At 49.3% G+C, this 22,843-nt stretch carries 22 protein-coding genes and 2 pseudogenes; 5 read left to right on the top strand and 19 right to left on the bottom strand.

The window, feature by feature from the left end; translation table 11 throughout:
* Positions 1-123: 123 nt before the first annotated feature.
* A complete protein-coding gene (locus ACLBWT_RS15535) occupies positions 124-1,005 on the top strand; it encodes a helix-turn-helix domain-containing protein (protein WP_447664036.1) in 882 nt (293 codons plus the stop codon).
* 74 nt (positions 1,006-1,079) lie between these two features.
* Here the strand turns inward: ACLBWT_RS15535 and ACLBWT_RS15530 are convergent, their stop codons facing one another.
* Positions 1,080-1,967: a helix-turn-helix domain-containing protein gene (locus tag ACLBWT_RS15530; RefSeq protein ID WP_447664035.1), complete on the bottom strand. Its 888-nt coding sequence runs from the start codon at positions 1,965-1,967 to the stop codon at positions 1,080-1,082.
* 139 nt (positions 1,968-2,106) lie between these two features.
* Between ACLBWT_RS15530 and ACLBWT_RS15525 the strand changes: the two genes are divergently transcribed.
* Complete coding sequence (locus tag ACLBWT_RS15525) at positions 2,107-2,883, top strand: phytanoyl-CoA dioxygenase family protein (RefSeq protein ID WP_447664034.1); 777 nt, start codon at positions 2,107-2,109, stop codon at positions 2,881-2,883.
* Between the two features lie 471 nt (positions 2,884-3,354).
* Here the strand turns inward: ACLBWT_RS15525 and ACLBWT_RS15520 are convergent, their stop codons facing one another.
* A complete protein-coding gene (locus ACLBWT_RS15520; protein ID WP_447664033.1) occupies positions 3,355-4,167 on the bottom strand; it encodes a serine/threonine protein kinase in 813 nt (270 codons plus the stop codon).
* A gap of 304 nt (positions 4,168-4,471) precedes the next feature.
* Here ACLBWT_RS15520 and ACLBWT_RS15515 point away from each other — a divergent pair.
* Positions 4,472-5,145 (top strand): annotated as a pseudogene (locus tag ACLBWT_RS15515) (SDR family NAD(P)-dependent oxidoreductase).
* Between the two features lie 204 nt (positions 5,146-5,349).
* Here the strand turns inward: ACLBWT_RS15515 and ACLBWT_RS15510 are convergent.
* The gene (locus ACLBWT_RS15510; protein ID WP_447664032.1) at positions 5,350-5,532 is read right to left on the bottom strand and encodes a hypothetical protein; all 183 of its coding nucleotides are present in this window, start codon (positions 5,530-5,532) and stop codon (positions 5,350-5,352) included.
* 375 nt (positions 5,533-5,907) lie between these two features.
* On the opposite strand from ACLBWT_RS15510, the gene ACLBWT_RS15505 reads away from it, so the two are divergent.
* Both ACLBWT_RS15505 and ACLBWT_RS15500 read left to right on the top strand, forming a co-directional pair.
* Positions 5,908-6,291 (top strand): VOC family protein, encoded by a 384-nt coding sequence (locus ACLBWT_RS15505; RefSeq protein ID WP_447664031.1) that lies wholly within the window; start codon positions 5,908-5,910, stop codon positions 6,289-6,291.
* A 76-nt stretch (positions 6,292-6,367) separates the two neighbouring features.
* Positions 6,368-6,910, top strand: a complete 543-nt coding sequence (locus tag ACLBWT_RS15500; RefSeq protein WP_447664030.1) for a GNAT family N-acetyltransferase — start codon at positions 6,368-6,370, stop codon at positions 6,908-6,910.
* Positions 6,911-7,588: 678 nt separating this feature from the next.
* Here ACLBWT_RS15500 and ACLBWT_RS15495 read toward each other — a convergent pair.
* From ACLBWT_RS15495 to ACLBWT_RS15420, 16 genes and pseudogenes are all read right to left on the bottom strand, one after another.
* Positions 7,589-8,107 (bottom strand): AAA family ATPase, encoded by a 519-nt coding sequence (locus ACLBWT_RS15495; RefSeq protein WP_447664029.1) that lies wholly within the window; start codon positions 8,105-8,107, stop codon positions 7,589-7,591.
* 1,169 nt (positions 8,108-9,276) lie between these two features.
* Positions 9,277-9,506: pseudogene (locus ACLBWT_RS15490) on the bottom strand (GlsB/YeaQ/YmgE family stress response membrane protein).
* Between the two features lie 39 nt (positions 9,507-9,545).
* Complete coding sequence (locus ACLBWT_RS15485) at positions 9,546-10,247, bottom strand: hypothetical protein (RefSeq protein ID WP_447664028.1); 702 nt, start codon at positions 10,245-10,247, stop codon at positions 9,546-9,548.
* A 573-nt stretch (positions 10,248-10,820) separates the two neighbouring features.
* Positions 10,821-11,648 (bottom strand): SDR family oxidoreductase, encoded by an 828-nt coding sequence (locus ACLBWT_RS15480; protein ID WP_447664027.1) that lies wholly within the window; start codon positions 11,646-11,648, stop codon positions 10,821-10,823.
* A 41-nt stretch (positions 11,649-11,689) separates the two neighbouring features.
* Positions 11,690-12,001, bottom strand: coding sequence for a hypothetical protein (locus ACLBWT_RS15475; protein ID WP_447664026.1), 312 nt, complete (start codon positions 11,999-12,001; stop codon positions 11,690-11,692).
* 12 nt (positions 12,002-12,013) lie between these two features.
* On the bottom strand, positions 12,014-12,490 hold the full coding sequence (locus tag ACLBWT_RS15470; protein ID WP_447664025.1) for a nuclear transport factor 2 family protein: 477 nt from the start codon (positions 12,488-12,490) through the stop codon (positions 12,014-12,016).
* Between the two features lie 215 nt (positions 12,491-12,705).
* Positions 12,706-13,557 carry an aldo/keto reductase gene (locus ACLBWT_RS15465; RefSeq protein WP_447664024.1) on the bottom strand — a complete coding sequence of 284 codons (852 nt, stop codon included), beginning with the start codon at positions 13,555-13,557 and terminating at the stop codon, positions 12,706-12,708.
* A 259-nt stretch (positions 13,558-13,816) separates the two neighbouring features.
* Positions 13,817-14,215: a MerR family transcriptional regulator gene (locus ACLBWT_RS15460; RefSeq protein ID WP_447664023.1), complete on the bottom strand. Its 399-nt coding sequence runs from the start codon at positions 14,213-14,215 to the stop codon at positions 13,817-13,819.
* Between the two features lie 46 nt (positions 14,216-14,261).
* Positions 14,262-15,251, bottom strand: a complete 990-nt coding sequence (locus ACLBWT_RS15455) for an aldo/keto reductase (RefSeq protein WP_447664022.1) — start codon at positions 15,249-15,251, stop codon at positions 14,262-14,264.
* 528 nt (positions 15,252-15,779) lie between these two features.
* Positions 15,780-16,547 (bottom strand): GT-D fold domain-containing protein, encoded by a 768-nt coding sequence (locus ACLBWT_RS15450; RefSeq protein ID WP_447664021.1) that lies wholly within the window; start codon positions 16,545-16,547, stop codon positions 15,780-15,782.
* 13 nt (positions 16,548-16,560) lie between these two features.
* The gene (galE, locus tag ACLBWT_RS15445; RefSeq protein ID WP_447664020.1) at positions 16,561-17,574 is read right to left on the bottom strand and encodes a UDP-glucose 4-epimerase GalE; all 1,014 of its coding nucleotides are present in this window, start codon (positions 17,572-17,574) and stop codon (positions 16,561-16,563) included.
* A gap of 20 nt (positions 17,575-17,594) precedes the next feature.
* A complete protein-coding gene (locus ACLBWT_RS15440; protein WP_447664019.1) occupies positions 17,595-18,389 on the bottom strand; it encodes a glycosyltransferase family 2 protein in 795 nt (264 codons plus the stop codon).
* 6 nt (positions 18,390-18,395) lie between these two features.
* A complete protein-coding gene (locus ACLBWT_RS15435) occupies positions 18,396-19,124 on the bottom strand; it encodes a GT-D fold domain-containing protein (RefSeq protein WP_447664018.1) in 729 nt (242 codons plus the stop codon).
* Positions 19,125-19,137: 13 nt separating this feature from the next.
* The gene (locus tag ACLBWT_RS15430) at positions 19,138-20,304 is read right to left on the bottom strand and encodes a glycosyltransferase family 2 protein (protein WP_447664017.1); all 1,167 of its coding nucleotides are present in this window, start codon (positions 20,302-20,304) and stop codon (positions 19,138-19,140) included.
* Between the two features lie 42 nt (positions 20,305-20,346).
* Entirely contained in the window at positions 20,347-21,315 is a 969-nt protein-coding gene (locus ACLBWT_RS15425) for an NAD-dependent epimerase/dehydratase family protein (protein ID WP_447664016.1), read from the bottom strand.
* 28 nt (positions 21,316-21,343) lie between these two features.
* Positions 21,344-22,621, bottom strand: a complete 1,278-nt coding sequence (locus tag ACLBWT_RS15420; protein ID WP_447664015.1) for a nucleotide sugar dehydrogenase — start codon at positions 22,619-22,621, stop codon at positions 21,344-21,346.
* Positions 22,622-22,843 lie beyond the last annotated feature (222 nt).

The raw sequence follows: 22,843 nt of genomic DNA, 5'->3' as shown, positions 1-22,843 counted from the left end.
CTGGGATGGACTGAAATGGCATTGATTGCGTTGTCATTTTCTTATTGTAAGCGCAGGCATTTGTTGAAAAGGGGTTGATCCGGCCAAATCTGTTGGTTATCCTGACAAAAAGGAGGGATTACGATGGCGCAGCAGTCGGTTGCGGTCACTCCGGCGCATCTGTTCTTCGACGAAAATCGCCCTTACTATATCAACCGGGTATCGGAGTCCTTCGAACTGCAGCTGCACCGGCATGAATTCACGGAGATTTGTCTCGTGATGGAGGGAGCGGGGGTGCATTATATCGGGGAGCAGTCCATGGATGTGCAAGCCGGGGATGTCTTTGTCCTGCCGCTGGGAACCCCTCATGTATTCCGGCCCAGATCGACATCGTCCAGGTATCCGCTCATGATCGGCAACTTCATCCTTGTTCCCGGGCAGGCGGAGGCAGCGCTGAGCAGCTTCCCGGGCCTGGACGAGCTGCAATCGGCCCGGAAGGCGCTCAATCTGCTGCCCGGTTCTCCGGAATGGTTCCGGCTGAGGGATGACAGGGGCGTTATCCGCCGCATCATGGAGGAAGGACTGGAAGTGCTCCGGGATAAGCGGCCAGGAGGTACGGCGCAGCTGCATGCTCTGTTCATCCTTCTGTTGGCGGAGCTGGAGGTACACTGCCGTGGAATGGCAAAAAGCTCTTGCCGGGGGAGCGGGAGCCACCCCGGTATCGAAGCGGTTCTTCGCAAGCTGCGCAGCGATCCTTGCAACCCGTATCGGGCGGAAGAGCTTGCCGGCGAGGCGGGACTGAGTGTCCGGCATTTCCACCGGCTGTTCGCCGAAGCGGCCGGCAAGCCTCTCAGCCGCTTCGTGCAGGAGCAGCGCATCCGCGAAGCATGCCGCTTGCTCCGGAGTACCTCAATGGGCGTGGAGCAGATCGCGGAGGCATGCGGTTACCAGGATCGCAGCTTCTTCACGGTCCTGTTCCGGCGGCGTACAGGGCTGACTCCGCGGGAGTACCGGGAGCCACGATAGCCCCGTTCGGCTGGGCAGATTGATCATGACCGCTTTGCGCATGCCGAATAAGCCGCTTCCGATGAAGGAACGGCTTATTCGGCATGCGCAGGACTGGCCAAACGCGCCTGTCGGCGGAATACGCCCGGCGGGACATGCATCATGGAAGTGAACGTGCGGGAGAAATAGTGGACGGAAGAAAAACCGGCCATCTCGGCAATCTCTTTGATCGGCAGCTCGGATTCGTTCAGCAGGCGTGCCGCCTCGCGCACGCGCTCCCTGCGGATATAACCAGTGAAGCTCTCGTGAATGCCGCCCGAGAACAGCCTGGACAGATGGCGTTCGGACACATTGAGCATCGCCGCCATCTCAGGCAGCGAGAGCGGCTTCGACAGATTGTCTTGGATGTATAGCTTGGCCCGGCGCAGAATCATGTTGTCGCGCGGAATGCCGGCCTTGGGCGAGGATGCCTGCTCTCCGAACAGCGCAAGGAAAGACAGCAGAAGCGCGGAGGCGGCTGGCGCAACCGCTGTGCCCGGTAGATTGTAACGCTCCTCATTGCGAAGCAGAAGCGATTCCCAGAGCAGTGCGGTCGGCGAGCGGGAGCCGTCCTCTACGCAGACTCGGTCAGCATCGGCCAGAGCGCGGAATGCGGCCAGCGTCTCCGGATCCGTCCTGGCTTCATCGGGCTCAAAAGCGACAAATAGAATGCTGAGTCCGTCTTTCGTGAGAATTTGATGCGTCACGCCGGGACGGGAGAGAAACAGCGTCCCGCTCCTCAATGCATATTGCCTTCCATTATCCGTATAGGTACCCGTCCCTCCGAGCACATAGCAAGCCTCGTAAAAGGAATGCTTGTGAACCGGATTGCTGTGCAGCCGCTCGTCGACTCCCCAATAGTAGATGACAAAGCGGGCATTCGGATGGATCGCTTCCATGATCCGGCTGTTCAGCATGGCATCGCTTGCCTGGTATCGGTACATCGGCTTGTCCTCCAGTACAATGATGGCGTCAACGTGCAAAAACCAGACGCCTATTCGCAAAGACGTCCATCGGGACTTTGACTATGATTATAAGCAAGAACCGCTTGAAATCAATCTTTCCTTTTAAGGAGGAGCATGCATGATCAGTCAGCGCGATGTGGATTTTTACAAAGAAAACGGGTATCTGCTCGTCAAAGGAGTTTTCGGCCAGGCGGAAGTGGAGGAGATGCGTGGAGCGGTGGAGCGGATCATCCAGCGTGCCGCCCTTGCCAAGCGGGACGACAACTCCGCCTGGCAAGGCGACTTCCTGCCTCCGGCGGAGCTGAAGAAGCTGGTGCTCAAGGGCTTCCACGACGTCCATTACCATGAGGCCTGCTTCACGCGGGCTGTCATGCACCCGAATATGACCGCGATCCTCTCGCAGCTCATCGGACCCGACGTCCAGCTTCACCACACGAAAATGCTCGTCAAGCCGCCGGAAAACGGGGCTGCCTTCCCGATGCATCAGGATTATCCTTACTTCCCTCATGAAAACCATTCGATGCTGGCGGCGAGCGTGCACCTGGACATGGCGGACGAGAAGAACGGCTGCCTGAGGGTCGTGCCGGGCTCGCATGCCCAGGGCAGCCTGCCGCATGTCGGCTCTTACTATTTGAACCACAAGGAATATCCGATATCGGACGGACTGCCATGCCCGGCGGAGGCAGGAGATGTGCTGTTCTTCAACTACTTGACGATCCACGGCTCGGATGCGAACCGCAGCGAGCGCACGCGACGGAATGTGCTGTTCCAATACAAGGACGCTTCGGATGAGCCAACGGAAAATGTCCATATCGACTGGGGCTCCGGCCTTATGGTATGCGGGGGCAATCCGCGGTTTGACAAGGCGAGGCCTGATTTCAGCATCAAGGAATAGGGACTCGAAGACGCGAAGGTTGTTTGATACGACACGCCTGGGAATACGTCGGCGCTTCTTAGGAAACTGCCCGATCTTGCCATCACGGCGGATTGCAGCCATTGGAGCTGCGTAACAGATACTCGTCCATATCGATCGGATCCGCGCGAACAAATTGGAACCACGCTGCCGAAAGCGCGTAGTACGGATAAATCCAAAGGAGGAATGAAGACATGATCAGACGTTTTATCAATAAACTGTTAGGGTCAGCCCAGCATTCCAAGCATGGACGCCATCGGTACAGCTCCAGCAGCGGAAAAAAACATTACGGCCACAGCCGGCTCAGCTCATCCGATCAGGCGTATGGACATAAAAATAACGGTCACAGCTATTACAAGAGCCGTAAAAGAAGCTCCAGCTGATGCTTTACCTGCATCTGCCCCTACACGATTCATCCTGCATGCCCAAGCCAACCGTCCACCGGTTGGCTTTTTATAATTCCGAATGTGGATACCGGCATTGCTTCAGATCGAGCATGAAGGCATCAATATCCTCATATGGAGCCTCAATCCGAAGAAGTCTGCGAAGAAGATGCCGAGCCGCAGAAGTCAAATCCAGCTCTTGCTCCCATCCCATGTCGGCCTTTTTCGTCGGATGATAGCTTGAATACAGCATGAATAGCAGCAAATGGCCTATATCCAACAGATCGGCTGCGGGATCAGCGTCTTGAGACAGCCTGGTGCCCGACTGGAAAGGCAGCTCCAATGCTGCAGCCTCGCCGATCGGCCTGGCCAAACCGAAGTCGATCAGATGAATCCGATTCCCGCTGGCAATGACATTAGGAATGCGGATATCGAGATGCACATACCCTTGCTGGTGGACATAAGCGACAATCTCCATCAGCTTGCAGATGAAATCCAAAGCTTCTCTCTCCGAAAACAGCTGGCCTCGCTCAAAGATCAGATCCTCCACCGTCTGTCCTCGTACAAACTCGCTAGCCAAATAGAGCTGGTTCTTATAGTCGAACAAGTCCCAAGCGCGCGGAATGGACGGATGACGCAGCTTGGCCAGCACATTCATCTCCCGCAGCAGCAGCTCCCGGCCGAGCTCTCCCTTGCTCGGCTTGGCTTGCTTCATAGCCACTTCTTGTCCCGAATGCAGATCCAAGCATCGATAGGTCAAGCCGAAGCTTCCGATGCCGAGCAGCTCGACAATGCGGTATCGGTCCGCAATTACATCGCCTTCCTGTAGGGGATAATCAATCCAAGCCTGATAGAATCCCCTCAGATATTTCAATACGTTCATGTTCATCTCCTCACAGACCAATGCGAGTTTTTTCCCGTTTCTTTGAAAGCGGATAATTGGCAGCAGGGAACGATAGCCTCTCGATCCGTTCAGCAGATCAATCGGGATTTCTTTTAATACGGGATAAAATAGCTTCCGTTCTGTGAAATTGCGGACGGAAACGATTCTCCGAAACCTTCTGTGCCAGTACGGGGATTGATTGGAGTTTTTGCGAAGGTCAGGAATACAGCAATTAGGAATGGATGATCGCGAGTTGGTCCGTGCCGCTGGACATTAGGAAGGAACCGGTACTTACTTCCGCGGAATATTTGGCCCTTTGGCAAGCCTTTTCCGATCTTGCAGGCGACACTGCAGGGCAATCGCCATGGAGCTTGCCAGGGAAGGCCGACGTACGGATAAACGGACGGGATTATGCAGAGGTCGAAAAATGGGCAACGAAATCAAAACAGCGTTCCCGGCGACCTCTCCTCAAAATGCTGCGGCCGATATTGTGGATGTTCAACAGAGAGAAGCCTTGTTCGAAAAGTATCCCGAGACTGATATTCTGGTTAACACGGATTATCTAAGTTTTATCTGCCTAAGATGATCGAAAACAATTTCGGCCGCATCATCTTCATTGCCAGTGAAAAAGCGGTCATGCCATCCGGACAGATGCCGCAGTATGCGACGACCAAATCCATGCTGTTGTCCTTGTCCAAAAGCTTGTCCAAATTAACGAGAGGAGCGTAAGTCAGCACCAATACGATCATGCCGGGACCAACCCTATCGGAAAAGGTGCATCAAATCATTGAGAGCATCTTCCCCGATGAAGAGATGTCCTTCGCGGAAAAAGAAATCGACTTCATGACGAACAATGTTCCCCAATCGGAAATTCAGCGATTAATCAGGCCGGCGGAAATCGGCAGATTGGCCGCCTTTCTAAGCAGCCCTTATGCATCCGCCTTAAAAGGCTCTCCGATCCGTATGGATGGGGGATGATGCCGACTATTCTCTAACGTTTAACCCGCCAAGAACCTACCGGCATCAAACTCCCGTACCTGTGCATCTTTTTTCACCCGCATTCTCATCGAATGGAATGCGGGTCAAGGCATGTCAAGATTCGTGTTTCTGTCTTTCTCCCTGTCCTTTTTAAGCTGCATAACTGCAATCGGCACCAGCCCGCAGCCGGCCTATCGAGTGTTGCTAGGATCCGGCGGCTTTACGGCTTCTTCGCTCTTCTTCCAGGCTTTGCATCTCCTCTTCCGCTTTGATGATCGAGAAGTAGCCAAACAGATCTCCGATCACATTCAAGGTGAGTCCGATTTTAGCTAAGTCCAGGGAGGAGAGTTCGTTGGTCAATAAGGTATTTTGTCTGGGTTTGGCCACAACATCACCCCATAAGTCCATTTTTCTCAATATATGCCGGTGCGGTTCTGCGTTCCTATGCGACTACCCAATCGCAAGCAATAACGACCTTTTTTCTTCCTTAGCACTGGGCGAGTTTTTTTATGTATGGACCTCAAATCAACCATCCATATAGGAAACGAATGAAAATCACGACGAGACCGAAAGGGGCTATTTTCATGACCATGGATTAATAGCGACCACTGTCAATCCCTGGATCAGGCCACAGCGAGATAGACAAGATGCTCATGAAGGAATAATCAAAAGGAAATCGTTGGCTCCGTGGAGAAATGATTGTCATACTAATCGGCCAAGACACGCCAATTGGGCGGGAAGGGGCCATGAGGAGGCAAGTCCATGTTTGAGTATGAGTTTTTGCATCATGTCAGCCTTTCTGTCCGGAATTTGGAGCAGGCCCATAAGTTTTATTCCGGGCTCCTGGGCTTCAAGCAGCTCGAGCGGCCGCCGTTCGATTCCAAGGGAGCTTGGTACGCGGTCGGCTCGCAGCAGCTTCATCTGCTGGAGAATCCCCAAGGAGAGACGCTGCGGCGGGGGCCGATCGATACGATCGACGGGCATTTCTCCATTTGGGTGAAAAGCTTCGCGAACACGATCACCGAATTGGAGGCAAAGGGAATTTCTTACGAAGCGAGGCCAGACAGCCTGGCGGGATTCTCTCAAATATTCGTGCTTGATCCGGACCACAATATCATTGAGTTCGGTGCCGCTTACGGTTCCTGATTGGACTGACGGTATAAACGAGAATTCATCCCGTGATATAATGAACCATATATTTTCATGAATAGGGATGATGCAGATGTTGGAGCAGCAAGTTTACGTCCGGTTTCCAGAGGAAGCCGACGCCAAAGATTTGTCTGAACTTTACAAGCGTAATCGGGAGTTCTTTGAGAGATTTTCTCCAAGCAACCAGGATGAGTACTATTCGGAAGAGCATCAGCTTCAAGCGATAAGAAAGAGCAAGATGGATATAGCGGAGGATCGTAAATACGAATTTGTCATCTGCCGCAAAGAGAACGACAGGATAATTGGCAGCGTAGGGCTTGCCTTTGTGGCGCGGGGATCGCTGCAGAGCTGCATGATCGGATATAGCCTGGATCAGGCTTATAATGGCAAAGGCTTTATGACAGAGGCAGTAATGCAGGTGGTTCGTTATGCATTTGAAGAGCTGAAGTTCCACCGCATCGTAGGAGAAGTCTCTCCCAGGAATCCCGGATCGATTCGCGTGCTTGAGAAAGCCGGCTTCCACAAAGAAGGCATTTCCCGCAGCAACTTGAAGATCAACGGGGTGTGGGAGGATCATCAGGTTCTGGCTCTTATCAATCCTTCCGGGGATGTATAGGATTCAACAGGGTATATCTGATGGCGCTTCAATTGGGAGCGTTTTCATAAAAATTAATGAATTCGGTTCCCAGGGACCTTTGGGATTGCAATGTTTACAACATGAAACCGCGCCAAGCGCGGTTATTTTTTATCCTTATAAAAATATGCGGACAGTCTTCATAATAACTCTAATATCGATAAAGCGGAAAAATCGTCTGGCATCAATCGCGGTCTGGACGTTGTCGATTTTAAGAGCATCGACCGCGGTTTGGACGTTGTCTTATTTTTAAGAGTTGTAAGTTTGTTGCTTTAAGCCGCGATTGGGATGCGCTAAAGGTAGTGTTAAAACCGATATTGAAGAGTTATTTGGGAGAATTGGGGAACAAAGTGCATCGGACCAATTAGAGCACAACAAGTTGGAAGTTTAGCCTCATTCGTTATAGATGTTCACAAAACTCGTATTTTATACATATGTCAGTAAAACAGAATACACCCTTGTTGTTACTGGATTCGCATGGCTTGTGTCACAATCATTACGTTTTATTTTTGTCGATATTTATATCACTTCCACTTTTTCGTTCACTGCCCCGAATTTGAAGCGTGCTTAAATGCGAAATTATAAGCTGGCCTTTCGCTTATTATGATGCGGTATTCACAGGTGCACTGATGTATTGGGCTGTCCTTGAGCGCCCGTAAGTTACTGTCGTTGGCGTTCATTTGCTTCGATTTGATGGAGAATTTCATCAACGACGTGCGCGATCGGTGCGGTGGCGTCGATTATAATCCCGTTTTTAGGAACGCCTTCTTTCGTTTGATGCAAGCGCGCACTGATTTCCCGTTCCTCTGGTCTGCCACCCCAGTCAGTTGGGTCTAGTGCCACTCGCTCATCAATCCGCTGGAGACAGGTTTCCAGGTCAACCTCAAGGACAAACACGCCGTCGAAGAGATCGATGAATTTGGGGAAATTCCGTGAACCACCGCAGAAAAATGTTACCGCCTCATCCTGATTGTCGACCAAAGCTTTTACTTTATCTACATGCCAAATGTGGTGTTCGGGTTTAAAGCCATCCGTCGGGGTATCAGTTTCCGGATCGCCTTGATAAGCCAATTCACGGTCACCATGAATGGCATGGTAGCCGCGCCGCTGCAATTCGTTGCAGACCGTAGTTTTGCCGGCGCCGGAAACGCCTGCAATCAGATAATTCCTAATACCCATGTCAGACCCTCCATTCAACTGGATAAGCACAATATATTAGAGGTTTCTATCTGTCACTAAACTTGGTATTTGGGCGTTCCGGACTCGTTCTCCTTCGAGGGATCGCTACAACAGCAAGTGGCCAACGGCGTCGCGGTCCAGCTTACGAAGGCGATTTCCGGCGTCATCCGAGCCGCGCTCCTAAAGCTGAACATCCGCCGGCGTCACCAACGTCGTTTTAACCAGCCGAGCGCTGGTTTTTTTTCGTCGCCGTCGGAAAAGATGGCCATCGCTGACGCGATGTCTTTTAAAAAAACAGCCACAGTTGAAGTACACTGTGGCTGAATTACTATTTTCTTTTTGAACTTAAGACGACACTAGTAAGTAAGGAAATTTGAATCGATATAATTATGACTACGACATATACACTTTGAATATCGGTAGATATATTTGCGATTGATGATATTATAAAGTATAAAACGAAACTGAGTAACAAGGAGGATAAGAAATAAAGAATGTATTTACCCATTTCACCCCTCCTATACATTGGTGATTTAATTTACCAACTGAAACTTATCAAATAATCTTTTGTTTCGGTTTGAGCCGATGGAACAACGGACAGTCCGAGAGTTGGATACACATCAACACTTACACTTCCTGAAATAAGTCTGTGTCCGTATCTAAACAACACGTTTGAAGCTCCTGACGCTTTTTTGGTGTAGACAAATTGTTGCAGACTACCTTTAAAGTCGTTTGCCGTTCCGCTAAGATTAAAATCTCCTGCAACACCCGCACCATTATCGTATTTTGCCGGGGAATATGAGTCCGTGCAGCTCCATCCGTTCTGACCAAATAATATCAACCTCTTGTGTATCATCCATTTAGATATATTGAATTATTTTTTGAGTCATCAAAAAATAAGTTAACAATCCTCACTCTATCCCATTCATACATCACTTCGATGAATTTTTCCGTTTCATCCGAGTATAAAACCCACATATCAAAAACAGACTCAACAATCTCACCTTTATGTGGAATGAAAAAAGCAGCCATTACATTCGTAATTCTTTTCGTGAATTTTAAAATCGCCTGAAATTACGGAACAGGAGCAGCTCCAGCACGTCGTTCAGGCACTGGATGACTGGTTCGCATCGTATGTGGACTTCAAAAAAGGTTCCCGTCTCCGCTTGTTAACGTCTTCGGAACGTTCCGCCGCGCGCCAGAGCAAAGAGAATCAACAGCGCAATGATCGACCCAACGATCGCGGGGATGATGTGAACCCACCCACCACCGGTCCCCTCGGGCCCAACAGTTCCGACCCTAACCACGATTCAATAAAGCCGGCAATGATATTTCCAAGCACGCCTCCCGGGACGTCCGCATCTGTAGGTTTTTCTATTTGAGCTTCCAGGTAAAGCACCGCATGCTGACTGCATGCAGTGCTTTGATTTTCATCATTTTATGGTGTCCATTGATCGTGAACAATTCCAACCAGTGCGTGATCCTGACCAATCTTCTCGAACACTAGACGAAGACTTCGCCAGTCCATTCCCTTTACAGCCGGGTCGATGCCACTGATATGGTATTCGACGAAGGCAAAGCTTTCCTGTGGATATACCTCATGCAAATTGCTGGGTGTAGTGCTCTCATCAAGCACCGTGTTAAGTGAAATCTCACCCTTGTTTATAAAATCGGCATCATATACAAATTTTTTATGATATTCAGAATAAGGCATTTCAATAAGCTCACCATTGCCAGGGAACGTTCTCCATACATATGAAGTCGTATCTTCCATCAAGCCTGCAACCTCATCCTTAGAAAAGTGTACGTCCTTCTTCAGATCTACATTTGCATAAGGGGAGAAACGCAGACCCTTGTCCCTGCTAACCCAGTTTGCTACTGTGCTCATGTCGCCTCTCTCAAGCGCAGTTATGACGGTCTTGGCAGACTCGAGGGCTGTCGGTGGTGTACCTTCCTCGGGCGCCTCCTCTTCTGCTGGTGTATCCTTTGGCACGCTTTCCTCCGGCTTCTCATTCTTCGGCGGCTGTGGCTGTTCTTCCTGTTCTGGCGCGTTATTCGGCTCCTCATTGGCTGTATTGCTGCAGGCAGCTAGCACGAGCAGTACAGACATCATTACCAGCAGAAGTAGCTTTTTTTTCATATTTTCTCTCCTTTCTCTTTACCCTTTAAACGCGTTTTTTTTCATAAGGTTACAGATAAAAGGAAATTCAATGGGAATGACCTGTATTTTCTATCCAAAAAAAGTTCACTCTTAGGGGAGCTTTCATCTAACTATTGATTTCGTAATGAAATAGTAACCGTACTAAATTAAAAATTTAATTGATCGTAATTCTTTTCGGGAATTAAGATTAATGAACAATTGCTTTTCACTAGGCTTATTTTGTATTACTCCGCACATTATAAGGGGAGATTTGTGTCACTGCTTCTGTTTATCGTTTACTATAGAGGGACATTTGTGTCAATCTCCAACTAAAAGGGGAGTATTGTGTCACAAATTTATGACACAATACGCCGTCCGACTGTTCCATCTCTTGAATGGAAATACATAAGAATGAATAAAAAACGGGTCAGGGAGTTCTCTTTTCCCCAACCCTAATCGTTATCTTAAAGATCAATCTTTCGGTCAGCAAGCCACTGAATGGTTTCCGGTCGATTAGACTGTGTATACAAACTTCGTACGGATTGTGTCTGCGAATTCAAGCTCAATCAAAATTCATTTATCGGACACTACGCGCCAAGATTCGTACTCAGCCAGACGCCGCTGATAATGCTGAATGACTGCATCTACCATGCCTTTGCCCGCAAGCCAGCGGAAAGGCGGATTGGCATCGCCTGCGACCCTCATGAGCGCCTTTGCAAGCTTTGCAGGATCACCGAATTGTTCTCCTTCAAAGTAGAAGTCATGCATCGAATTTCTCTGGGCCGAATAGTCGTCGATCTGGAGGTCGGAAAACTTGGCCGACGACTGTTTATTGGTGAAGTCCGTGCGGAATGGTCCGGGCTCCACGAGCAAGACCTGAATGCCGAAAGGCTTCAGTTCGGTATTCAACCCCTCTGCCCACCCTTCCAACGCGAACTTGGAGGCACTGTACACCGATCCTCCCGGAATCGACATCAACCCCATCATGGAGCTGAATACCATGACGGTTCCCGAACGTTGTTTACGCATGATCGGCAGTACGGCACGGGTCAGTCTCATCGTCCCGAATACATTGGTTTCCATTTGCTGACGGAGCTGCTCCTCCGAAATCTCCTCGAAGTAACCAAGCTGTCCGTATCCGGCGTTGTTGACCAGCACATCGATTCGCCCAAATTGCTCCATTGCCGCTTGAACAACAGCTTGTACCTGATTCTCATTCGTTATATCAAGCTGGGTGATAAGAAGGTTCGGCGAATCGCCAAGCTTCGTTTCCATCCCTTCCGTTTTCCGGGCCGCAGCAACGACTTTATAGCCTTGATTCAACGCTTCCTTGGCGATTGCCGCACCGATACCTTTATTGGAACCTGTAATTAACCATACTTGATCATTTGTATTACGCATTTGTCTGCCTCCATTTCATGATAAAGGTTAATGTGGCGATGTTACCCCTGCAGCCTTACCCACGACGACACGCCGGATGAACAATGAAATGACAAGACCGATACCGCAACGATTGCCGCTAACCAGAACACATGCTGCGATCCCATCGTCATCGCATTTGCCAACTCGTTCGGCTGTTTAGGGGCTGCGGAAGTTTGCAGATAATGTTCCATACCGGTTGAAAGAATACTAATTGAAACAGCCGTTGCAATCGAGCCTGTTACTTGCTGCACCGTATTCATGACGGCCGTGCCATGCGGATACAGTTGTGGAGGCAACTGCCGCCAACCCTTTAAAAAGACAGCTTCATTCACCGACTGCTTTTATCATGAATTCATTTCCTGACGGTCTTGCCATGCAAAGGTCGAGGTTCGTTTTGCGATTAGCCAATGGCCATTTTCATTAACATATTCGTCATCATAGTGAACGCCGCTTTTGATGTTGATCTTCTTGCCGTCCACCGTAGCGATAAGGTCGACCAGGCAATAAAGCGTTCCTTTTGCTGTATTTCCGCTGATCGACACGGTGTGCTGGCCATTGAAGTGATAGACGATATCGAAATTTTTCAAGAAGCTTTCAAATGCAGTCCCGATTTCTTCCGTTCCTCGCAAGCTTGAAACCACATTTCCATCTACAATAGAGTCCACGGTTGCGTTCGCGGTGAAAAGCGTAGTCTGCTTTTGTGTTTCTTTCCGATCAGCCAATATAGAAAACGTGTCGACGAGCTCTCTTATGGCTCTTACTTGTTCGAGTTCAACAATTCTCTCATAAAGGCGCGATTCCTGCTCATTTGCATTGGTCATTTTGTTTCCTCCTTGTGTTTAATAGTCCGGCACTCTCAACGATAATCATTTTACCCCTTTGAATCTCCTTTTTGACTAGCGGCACACGCCAAGGTTCTAGCGTGACATGCCAATTGATGATGCCGCTTATGATTTCCAACTGTGCAGTTTTATTTGTTGGGCGAGATCGACTTAAAAAAAAGAAACTGACGGAAACGCCGACAGTTTCGGATGGATTATGCCTCAAATTTATAGCTGCTGAGGGATTTCACAATCTCCGGGTCGTTATGGGACAGGAACAAGCTTTTCTTCGAATCCAGCGTTTGAATCGCATCCATATCCTCTTGGCTTAAAGCAAAGTCGAAGATGTTGAAGTTCTCGATAATTCGATCTTTATGAACCGATTTCGGGATGGCCACGACCCCTCTTTGCGTCAACCAGCGGAGAACAACCTGAGCAACAGATTTGTTGTACTTCCCGGCGATGGAGAGCAGCACGTCATTGTGGAACAGATTATTGCGTCCTTCCGCAAACGGACCCCAAGACTCTATCTGTACCTTGTTCTCCTGCATGAATTGGGCACCTTCAATTTGCTGGCAGAACGGATGGGTCTCAACCTGGTTGACGGCCGGTGTCACTTCATTATGAATGATCAGATCGATTAGGCGGTCTAACTGAAAATTGCTGACGCCGATGGCTCTGATCTTTCCTTCACGATAAAGCTCTTCCATCGCTCGCCAAGAACCGTAAACATCACCGAACGGCTGATGGATCAAGTACAAATCCAGATAATCGAGTTGCAGATTGGCCAGAGACTTTTCAAATGCTTTTTTTGTCCGTTCATAACCGGTATCCTGAATCCAAAGCTTGGTTGTAACAAAAAGCTCCTCTCTCGCCACGCCGCTCCGCTTTATGGCACGGCCGACCGCCTCCTCATTACGGTACGCAGCTGCTGTGTCGATCAACCGATAGCCAGTCATAAGAGCGTCATAAACGCTTGCCTCACATTGCTGACCGTCCGGGATTTGGTATACGCCAAAGCCCAGAATCGGCATCTTCACGCCGTTGTTTAAAATTACGTGCTGCATACAATCCCTCCAGTGTGATTAAATTTAAAGTTGCCCGTACTGAAATGGAGTCAATTTCTCCATTGGTGGATCAAGTGCATCCTCCATTGAGCGGAGAGTAACCACCATTTTCATACTACATAAACCCTGACCCACAGTAACTGGCGCTATACGCCAAAATACTTGCACGATCTGCCATACGCTTCCCCTTCAAAGACTTGGTTGCTTGTGGCAACCGCATGCTAGGGAATCCTGTTTCGAGCTTTTGGTGAAGATTACGTCAGCTTTTAACTTTTTTGTGTAACGTTTTCTCTTTCATCACAATCGTCTGTTCATAGCGAGCAATTTTATCATTGAGACGTACGAACGTGCTCGTCATTTCCTCGATTTTGGCGGCAAGCCGGTCGCGCTGCTCAATCAGCAGTTCTTTGCGGATGACGAGCGTGTCGTCTCCCTGTTGAAAGAGATCCACATACTCGATCAATGCTTCGACGGGAAGCCCTGCGCTTTGCCTCATACATTTGATAAAATCAACCCACTTGATATCTTCCTCGGTATACTCCCTGTTTCCGCTTCTGTTTCGGGTAACGGGCGGGATTAATCCGATGCGTTCATAATACCGAAGCGTATCCTGAGAAAGCCCAAACTTCTCGCTCACTGCCGCGATCGTCATCGTCATATTGCAGCCCACCTTCTTATTCATGTCGACTCCGCTATCATGATAATCAACGTGATGTCAACGCACCGACGACAGGATGCGGCACATAGGGTTCTTCGAGCAATGCGATTTCTTCCGGCTTCAGCTTGACGGACAGTGACGGTACCGCTTCTTCGAGCTGGGATAAGCTCGTCACGCCGATGATCGGTGAGGTTACAGTCTCCTTTTGCAGCATCCAGGCGAGCGCGACTTGAACGCGGGGAACGCAGTGCTGCGCCGAGATGGCTGCAACACGTTCCGCGATCGGCCGGTCGGCCGTCATCATCGCATCATACTTCCATTTCTGCGCTTGATCGGTTTCAGATCGAGGCGTCGTTTCTCCTGGATCGCGCAGCAGCCTTCCGGATGCCAGCGGGCTGTATGGAATTACGCCGATCTTCTCTTCTTTGCAGAGTGGGAGCATTTCACGCTCCTCCTCACGATATTGAAGATTGTAATGGTTCTGCATAGACACGAACCGAGTCCAGCCATGCCGATCCGCAACATGCAGGGCTTTGAGGAACTGCCAAGCGAACATCGCGGAAGCGCCTATGTACCTTGCTTTCCCTGCCTTCACTACATCGTGCAATGCTTCCATTGTTTCTTCGATAGGAGTGTCATAGTCCCAGCGGTGAATTTGATACAGATCCACATAATCCGTTCCGAGTCGCTTGAGGCTCTTATCGATTTCGCTCAAGATGGCCTTTCGGGAAAGGCCGGCGCCGTTAGGTCCTTCATGCATGCGGAAATGAACCTTTGTTGCAATGACGACCTCATCTCGTTTTGCGTAATCCCTCAAAGCCCTACCTACGATTTCCTCGCTCGCGCCAGTCGAATATACATTGGCCGTATCAAAAAAATTAATGCCGAGATCAAGGGCCTTTCTAATGATCGGACGGCTGCGTTCCTCGTCGAGAATCCATGGATGTGTCCACCGGCTCACATCGCCGAAGCTCATACAGCCAAGACAAAGTCTGGATACGTCCAAGCCGGTATTGCCCAATTTTACGTATTCCAAATCCATCATTCCTCTCTCAATTGGGTGCCTATACCATACGGCGATATTATCCCATATGGAGTTAACTCCAAGTCAAGCATCTGTGGAGAATTGTTCTATGTGCAGGTCTTGCCATGTATCTCGGCGGCGGCATGCCGCCCGCAAATCAATTTCGTGATTCATCTGGAGACGATCCACCTATGGTGGGTATCAAGAGCCTTTTCTAAGACATGAATATACGTAAAATTAGGCGTATCAGGAACCAGCATCCCATCACTGTTCAGATCAGCAAGATATGTGCATTCCTAATTTTAAAGGAGACCATAATAAATCATGGTCTCCTTCTAAACAGAATGAAATGGGCAGGTTGTTTTTTTATCTTCCCACATATGAAGTTCTAATTGATTGCCTATCCATCCCGTATAGAATACTCAAGACAAAAACTTAACATGACTCCAATTCGCCGTCCTCAATTCAATCTTGAGAACGTTCCGTCTATGGAATAAAACAACCGGCAACCGAATATAGACTGGTGCCGGCCGACAGCTGTTACATTTCCATGAGTTTAGCTAGCTCGATTTGTCCGGTGAGCCACTCTTCCCCTTCGATTTTGCCGGTGATTAACGTTTCAATGCCCTGACCGAGATCCAAAGCGACTTTCCCTAAATCTCTGGCGATATGCGGAGCAAGAATGACAGCGTTTGTTCCTGCAGCCAGTAAACACAAGTCAAATTCGCATTCCCTTATTTCCTGCTTTACCCTAGGAATATCCTCATAGCTCTCGATTTTGATCGTACCCGTAATTTGGAAATTTAGCGCAGCCTGCAGTTGGTTTTCCAAGGCTTTCTTTACCTCGTCCGCGTAGCCGCACACGATGGCGATCTTTCTGTTTGTTAACATGTCATGGAATTTCTGTTCTTGAGAAATCATCATGACTCGTCTAGTATAAGCCTCAAATACGAACTTCGGAGCTATGCCATAGAAATCGAATACTTTTCTGGTGAACTCCCCTGACCTCGATACCCGAATGTTGATTCCGACGATATCCGCATTTCGCACCGCTTCTAACGTAGCATCGCGAGCCTCAATGTTTGGAAACGTAATCCCGCGATGCTGATGTCCTCTTTTTACTTTAGAATAATTCGCAACATGTGCTTCCGGATGGTTCATAAATTGCTCTTCCGAATAAACCTCATATTGAGCCAGGACATGCGTTTCGGTCACCCCTACGGATATCACGGAGAGCGGCAAACGCCGGTCAAGTGAATATAGGATTCGATCCAAGACTTGCCCGGTAGTCAGTTCTTGATACGCCAATCATGCGCCCCCCTCACAATGCATATCCTCCAGGATTGTGCAACTGCCAGCGCCAAGCGTCTGCACACATCGCCTCCAAATCCTTTTCAGCCTTCCAGCCGAGTTCTTGTTCGGCCTTCCGCGGGTCTGCATAACTGACGGCCACATCGCCAGGCCGACGGTCCACCAACTGATAAGGCACATTGCAGCCTGCAATCTTCTCAAACGCATGCACAAGCTGGAGCACGCTATACCCTGTTCCCGTCCCCAGGTTATACGCTGCTATTCCTTCCGTATGCAACGAACGTTCTAAAGCTTTCAAATGGCCCCGGGCAAGATCAACCACATGGATATAATCCCTGACCCCCGTGCCGTCCGCCGTCGGATAATCGCTGCCGAACACGTGCAGTGTTTGAAGCTTGCCCACCGCAACTTGGGTAAGATACGGCATGATATTATTAGGTACGCCTTTTGGATCCTCTCCTATATGCCCGCTTGGATGAGCTCCTACCGGATTAAAGTAACGAAGCAAAGAGATACTCCACGACGGGTCGGCAGCCGTAAGATCCCTTAATATGACTTCAATCATCTGCTTGGTCCGCCCGTAAGGGTTGATAGCCTTAAGACACTCTTCCTCTCTGATCGGTACATGCTCCGGATACCCATACACGGTAGCCGAAGAACTGAATACTAATTTCTTGACATTGTACTTCAGCATGGTATCCGTAAGAATCAGCGTACCGGTAATATTGTTTTGGTAATAGTTCAGTGGATGCCTTATAGATTCTTCCACGGACTTAAACCCGGCAAAATGGATCACGGCTTCAATTACATGCTCGGTGAACACTTTGCCTAGCCCGTCACTGTCCAATAAATCGACATTGTAAAATCGCAGCGGCTTGCCTGCAATTTCCTGTACACGGTTTAGAGACTCCGGATTACTATTGGACAAGTTGTCAACCACAATGACGTCGTAGCCTGCCTGCAAAAGCTCCACACAAGTGTGGCTCCCGATAAAGCCTGCTCCCCCGGTCAGAAGGATCGACATGATATCCTCTCCTTTCCCTTTCAACTGCTTGACGATTTGGGCTGCAGGTCGACGATTTTGATCCAACCGCTATCCTTCACGAACACGGGTTCAAACTCATCTCCCCAGCGCTTCAGGGCATCACGTATATTCCATTCGGTAATCTCGCAGTAGATATCAACCAAATTCGTTTGATTGTGGTGATGCCGGCGGTGGATGTAAAGCGGAACGTCGATCCAATGGAAATGACTAACCTCGATCAAACGCATCAGCACCCGCTTGTCTTCCATATACCTGCCTTCATAAGGGTCATCCGTTGGCCAGCCGCCTATTGCTTTCAACGTGGAAGTCCGGTAAAACCGGGGCCATTGCGACATATTGGATAGCAGAAAATCGTACTTATCCCGGAATGAACGATTCTTCGTTACGATATTAAAAAATAAGCCGCCACTCGGATTAATCGAGATGGAGTTGATGTTTCCGCTGATCAATCCGACATGCTCAGGCTGATTACGAGCTTCGGCGAGCAAAACCTCAAGCGTGTATGGAAAGAACCAGTCGTCCGCATCCAACTGGATGACATAAGGTGTTGTGACGGCAGCCAAACCGGCATTCATCGTCTTCGATTGACCGATGTTTCGTTCGTTGCACATGTATGTTACGCGAGAATCCGCGAGATAAGGCTTAGCAAGAACAATGCTTTCATCCGTTGATGCATCATCAACCACAATGAGCTTCCAATGCTCGTAGGTTTGTTTAAATACGGTTTCAATCGCTTCCTTCAAGAAACCTCCTGCATTATACGTAGGGATGATTATCGTCACTTCCGACTCCATCCGCATTCACCTCAGGTTCCTGACTAAAGCTTCGAAATCAAATCCGTCTTGGCCGTCTATAAGCAAATCCAGCGCATGGCCGAAATCCAGCGCTACCCTGCCGGTATCGTTTGCCAAACGCGGAGCCAGAAGCGTCGCAGGAATACCTGCCGCGATAAGCGAGACCTGCCACTCCTTGTTGCCGCGCAGCTGCTCATATGCCGTCTCCAACTGTTCGTAGCCTTCCAGGTTCACAGTATCGACAACCGTCACGCCGTTCCTTTGAAAAACTGGCGCAGCCTCTGCGGCTCTGCGGCCTGCCAGTATGACACGGTACTGCTGCATCCACTGCCAGAAATTGGGCAGCCTCGTCATATGATGCGTAACCCAGGCCGAGCAAATGGTATAGAAGCCCAGGCTAAGATCCAGAAACGCCTTCTTTGAATATTCCGCACCTGAGGCGTTCTCCCAGGTCGACAGAATGCCTGCTGTCGTTGCGGAAGTAAAAGCCTTAATCAGCTCCGCGCGAATATTCTGGCCGGCAAGGCCGTTATACCTGCGATAATAGGTCATGCCATTATAAAAATCTGGAAAAATCCGCAGCTCGGCAATTTCGGCGTGACCGAAACGGGACAGCGAATACGGTTTGCCATCCCTTACCGCGTCATCGATGCAGCCCATTATTTCTTCCGTCGTAAGGAGGTAACGTTCATAGCTGAAATCATTCGTAAAATATCGGTTATCCCTGTACTCCAAGACCATCTTCCTTTCATTCAATGACTTCGATTGGAATGTGCGGGAACCCGTTTAGTATATAGGGCAATAAGTAATGACCTTGACGTGATCCGAGCAGAAAAATGCGGTCTATCCCACGAGTAACGATAAGTTTGGAGATTAATCTCTCCATGATGTCAAGCTTCAGTTCAATTTTGGGAACATACAGCGAAAGATGAAAAATATCGCTCGTCAACCAGCTAAACTCATCCACATCCGAATCCGTTATATATTCGGTAGCAACCATGGTGACCGAGTAGTAGTCGGAATGCAGACCATCTATAAAATTCAAGCATCGGGGGGACAGGCGGTCCCTTCGTGTCTGAGGCACGATTAGCATCCACTTCGGCAACTTTGTGGACATCGGTTTGGTCGAATAATTATGCCAGGCGCTTCCCTTCAAGATGCGCGGGCTCATATCCAGCAGTGGTGAGAGCTCCCACTTCCGCTTCAACTCCTTTAAATAATCCTCTTGATACAGCATCGGATGACGTGCCTTGATTTGCTCGACCAGCTGGTCATGGTGATCGATCGCTTCATGGACCATGGACCGTCCATGCCTTCGATACAAGAAGAGCCTTTCAAAAATTTGATAACCGTGCCAACCCTTTTCGCCTAGCGAGATCCAGAAATCCCAGTCCTCGTAACCCATGACCACAAACCCGGATTTATAACCACCTGCTTGAATACAGGCTTCTTTACGAAACAATGACGTTCCGCACGTGATATTGTGAGACAGCTGGGTATAGAAATTATATTGAGGGGCGTCATGGACCCAATTCTCCGTACCGAAAGCCTTAACCCACGGGGATACAAAACCGACCTTCGGAAAGAGCTCCATAATCCAGAATGCCTTCTCCAAGAACGTCGGGTGAATCAAATCGTCTGAATCAAGCGGCAAAATATAAGTGCCTCTCGCTTCTAAAATCCCACTATTTCTAGCTGCAGCCACTCCTTGATTCTTCTTCTTGATTACACGGGTTTTCGGCTTCGTTAAGGCAGCTAACATGGCAATCGTTGCCGGATCGGTCGAACCGTCATCGACAACAATGATTTCAACGTCTTGGAACGTCGAATTCAATACAGAATCAATCGTTTCTCCCAAAAATTGTCCGTAGTTATAACATGGAATGACGACGCTTATGAGCGGATCATCAGGCATGGCTGCAGTAAAACCTCCCTTTGGACAGATGGCTTGTGATGATTATTCGCTTCCGTGCCCCTGGGACCAGCGAATCGTACGCTCGAGCCCCTCTTCCAAGGAGACGAACGAAGAGAATCCCAAGACAGAGCCTGAACGTGTTAAATCCGGGATCCGGGCCGGCATGTCTTCGTAGCCCTTCCCATAGGCTTCTTCATAGGATATGAATTGAATGGGCGATTCCGAGTTCGTCATTTCAACGATCATGCGTGCCAATTGGAGCACCGTAGTCGGTCGATTCGATCCGATATTGAAAGCGAGTCCATCCGCCTGCCGGCCAAGAGCACTTATGGTCCCTCTCACCATATCGTCCACATAGGTGAAGCAGCGGGATTGTGATCCGTCTCCATAGACGAGGAGAGGCTCCCCTCTAAGCGCGGCGTGAATGAATCGGGGGATGACCATTCCGTACTGCGAAATCGTTTGCCTGGGGCCAAAAGCGTTAAAGTATCGAAGTACGGTAACGGGCAATCCCTTATCGGCGTAAGCAAAGCATAAGTGCTCGTCAATGGATTTGGCCGTCGCATAGCACCACCGATGAATGGACGGCGCTCCATACACCCGATCCGAGGTTTCCGAGAACGGGAGACTTGTATTCTTGCCGTATATTTCCGACGTAGAAGCAAAAATGACCTTGATCCCTCTTCTAAAGGCCGACTCTAAGACTTGCCTCGTTCCGTCTATATTTCCTTCGATGACCTTTATGGGGTCTTCTACCGTATTTTTCACGCCAAGGATTGCCGCCAAATGGAACACCGCTTCCACTTGATCTATGCATTGCTTGATCACACGGCGATTCAGAACGGACCCCTGGATGAAGGTATGGTTCTCATGAGTAAGTACTTCCTGCAGAAACGCCTCCCTGCCTGCTGACAGATCATCAAGCGTGATAACCTTGTGTCCCTGCAGCAGCAAAGCCTGCACCAGATGGGATCCTATGAACCCCGCACCTCCGGTTACAAGAATATTCATGGATGGAACTCACCTCCCGTCTCCGCTTTCAGAGTAAGACGATCTTCGATTTGTCTCTCACGCCTTCCGTCGCATTTCGCGTATCTACGATTAACTTGGCGTGCTTGGCGAGCTCGTCGTATCGAATCGAAGAATGATCCGTTAGAATCAGCAGACAGTCCATCCGCTTCACATTTCGAGCCGTAAGCGGAGTCCGTACGAATGTTGTTTCCGCAATATGAAGCTCGGCTATATAAGGGTCGTAGAAGCTCATTTGGGCCCCCTGCTTCATCAGCAGCTCAAACACTTTCAATGCCATGGATTCGCGAAGGTCGTTGACATCTTTCTTGTACGTTACGCCAACCACCATGATGCTGCACTGGTCCAGCGTAAGCGGGTAAAGGCTCTTCGCCGTCCGGGCCATTATATAGCCGGGCATTTCTTCATTCACCTGATGACTTAACTCGATGAAAGGCAAAGGGATGTTATATTGCTTTGCTTTCCAAAGCAAATACATGGGATCAACGGGGATGCAGTGTCCTCCTACCCCTGGGCCAGGGTAATACGGCATAAAGCCATAAGGCTTGGTGCTTGCTGCTCTAATAACCTCCCATATGCTGATATCCATGGCCTCGCATACCTTTACCAGATCGTTCATAAATGAGATATTCACGAAACGCTGACAGTTTTCAACCAGCTTCGTCATCTCTGCCGTTCTTGCGTTAGAAACGGTGACCACTTCATCAAACACCTTTCCGTAAATACGCGCCGCATATTGGGTGCAGGCAGCAGTTACTCCTCCAACCACTTTGGGAATCGATTGTAAAGCTGATCGCTTCCGGCCAGGGTCGATTCGTTCCGGGGAATAGGCCAGGAACACATCGAAACCGACCCGAAACCCTCTTTGTTCAATAAATGGTTTCAGCTCCTCCTCCGTCGTGCCTGGATAGGTGGAGCTTTCCAGTAGCAATAAATGTCCCGGACGCAAATGGGGTACCGCCTGTCTCATGGCTTGAAACACATAGGACAAGTCGGGCATCGCCGCTTCATTGGTTGGAGTCGGCACGCAGAGAATGATACAGTCAGCCTCAGCAATGGCTTCGTATGAAACGCCTACATGAAAATGTCCGCCGGCAAACATTTCTTTGAGTTCCTTGCTGGTTAAATCGGATAAGTAGGGCTGCATCATCTGAAGTTGCTTGATTTTACTCTGATCTGTATCAACGCCTATGACGGTGTGGCCTTTTTCCAAAAAAAGCCTGGCCAGCGGCAGCCCAACGTATCCGAGCCCGATGATGGCGATCTTATAGCGTTCACTAGGCTGCATGAATAAGTCCCTCCCAGCTAGAATACTCCTGCCATCATCGTACGCATCTTGGTCTAGCAAAGCGCTGGATAGCTGCCTCTTTTTATGAAAATAGGAAATTGTCCCAGGTCTAATATTTTTGAAACGGGTTTTTGTCCCTTTCGGGAAGCCAAGATTACACATATACATGTAAGGACATGAGACCAGAAAGGCAGGTTACCTATGCGCGTTCTGCTAGCTACC

The sequence above is a fragment of the Paenibacillus sp. D51F genome (assembly GCF_053345695.1).
The sequence above is the reverse complement of the archived record's forward strand: the minus strand, read 5'-3'. Positions and strand labels throughout refer to the sequence as shown.

Bases quoted from the DNA above. Each gene is read 5' to 3' on its own strand.
- ACLBWT_RS15535 (WP_447664036.1), top strand. From the start codon at position 124: ATGGCGCAGCAGTCGGTTGCGGTCACTCCGGCGCATCTGTTCTTCGAC.
- ACLBWT_RS15530 (WP_447664035.1), bottom strand. From the start codon at position 1,967: ATGTACCGATACCAGGCAAGCGATGCCATGCTGAACAGCCGGATCATG.
- ACLBWT_RS15525 (WP_447664034.1), top strand. From the start codon at position 2,107: ATGATCAGTCAGCGCGATGTGGATTTTTACAAAGAAAACGGGTATCTG.
- ACLBWT_RS15520 (WP_447664033.1), bottom strand. From the start codon at position 4,167: ATGAACGTATTGAAATATCTGAGGGGATTCTATCAGGCTTGGATTGAT.
- ACLBWT_RS15505 (WP_447664031.1), top strand. From the start codon at position 5,908: ATGTTTGAGTATGAGTTTTTGCATCATGTCAGCCTTTCTGTCCGGAAT.
- ACLBWT_RS15500 (WP_447664030.1), top strand. From the start codon at position 6,368: ATGTTGGAGCAGCAAGTTTACGTCCGGTTTCCAGAGGAAGCCGACGCC.
- ACLBWT_RS15495 (WP_447664029.1), bottom strand. From the start codon at position 8,107: ATGGGTATTAGGAATTATCTGATTGCAGGCGTTTCCGGCGCCGGCAAA.
- ACLBWT_RS15485 (WP_447664028.1), bottom strand. From the start codon at position 10,247: ATGAAAAAAAAGCTACTTCTGCTGGTAATGATGTCTGTACTGCTCGTG.
- ACLBWT_RS15480 (WP_447664027.1), bottom strand. From the start codon at position 11,648: ATGCGTAATACAAATGATCAAGTATGGTTAATTACAGGTTCCAATAAA.
- ACLBWT_RS15470 (WP_447664025.1), bottom strand. From the start codon at position 12,490: ATGACCAATGCAAATGAGCAGGAATCGCGCCTTTATGAGAGAATTGTT.
- ACLBWT_RS15465 (WP_447664024.1), bottom strand. From the start codon at position 13,557: ATGCAGCACGTAATTTTAAACAACGGCGTGAAGATGCCGATTCTGGGC.
- ACLBWT_RS15460 (WP_447664023.1), bottom strand. From the start codon at position 14,215: ATGACGATGACGATCGCGGCAGTGAGCGAGAAGTTTGGGCTTTCTCAG.
- galE (WP_447664020.1), bottom strand. From the start codon at position 17,574: ATGTCGATCCTTCTGACCGGGGGAGCAGGCTTTATCGGGAGCCACACT.
- ACLBWT_RS15440 (WP_447664019.1), bottom strand. From the start codon at position 18,389: ATGGAGTCGGAAGTGACGATAATCATCCCTACGTATAATGCAGGAGGT.
- ACLBWT_RS15430 (WP_447664017.1), bottom strand. From the start codon at position 20,304: ATGCCTGATGATCCGCTCATAAGCGTCGTCATTCCATGTTATAACTAC.
- ACLBWT_RS15425 (WP_447664016.1), bottom strand. From the start codon at position 21,315: ATGAATATTCTTGTAACCGGAGGTGCGGGGTTCATAGGATCCCATCTG.
- ACLBWT_RS15420 (WP_447664015.1), bottom strand. From the start codon at position 22,621: ATGCAGCCTAGTGAACGCTATAAGATCGCCATCATCGGGCTCGGATAC.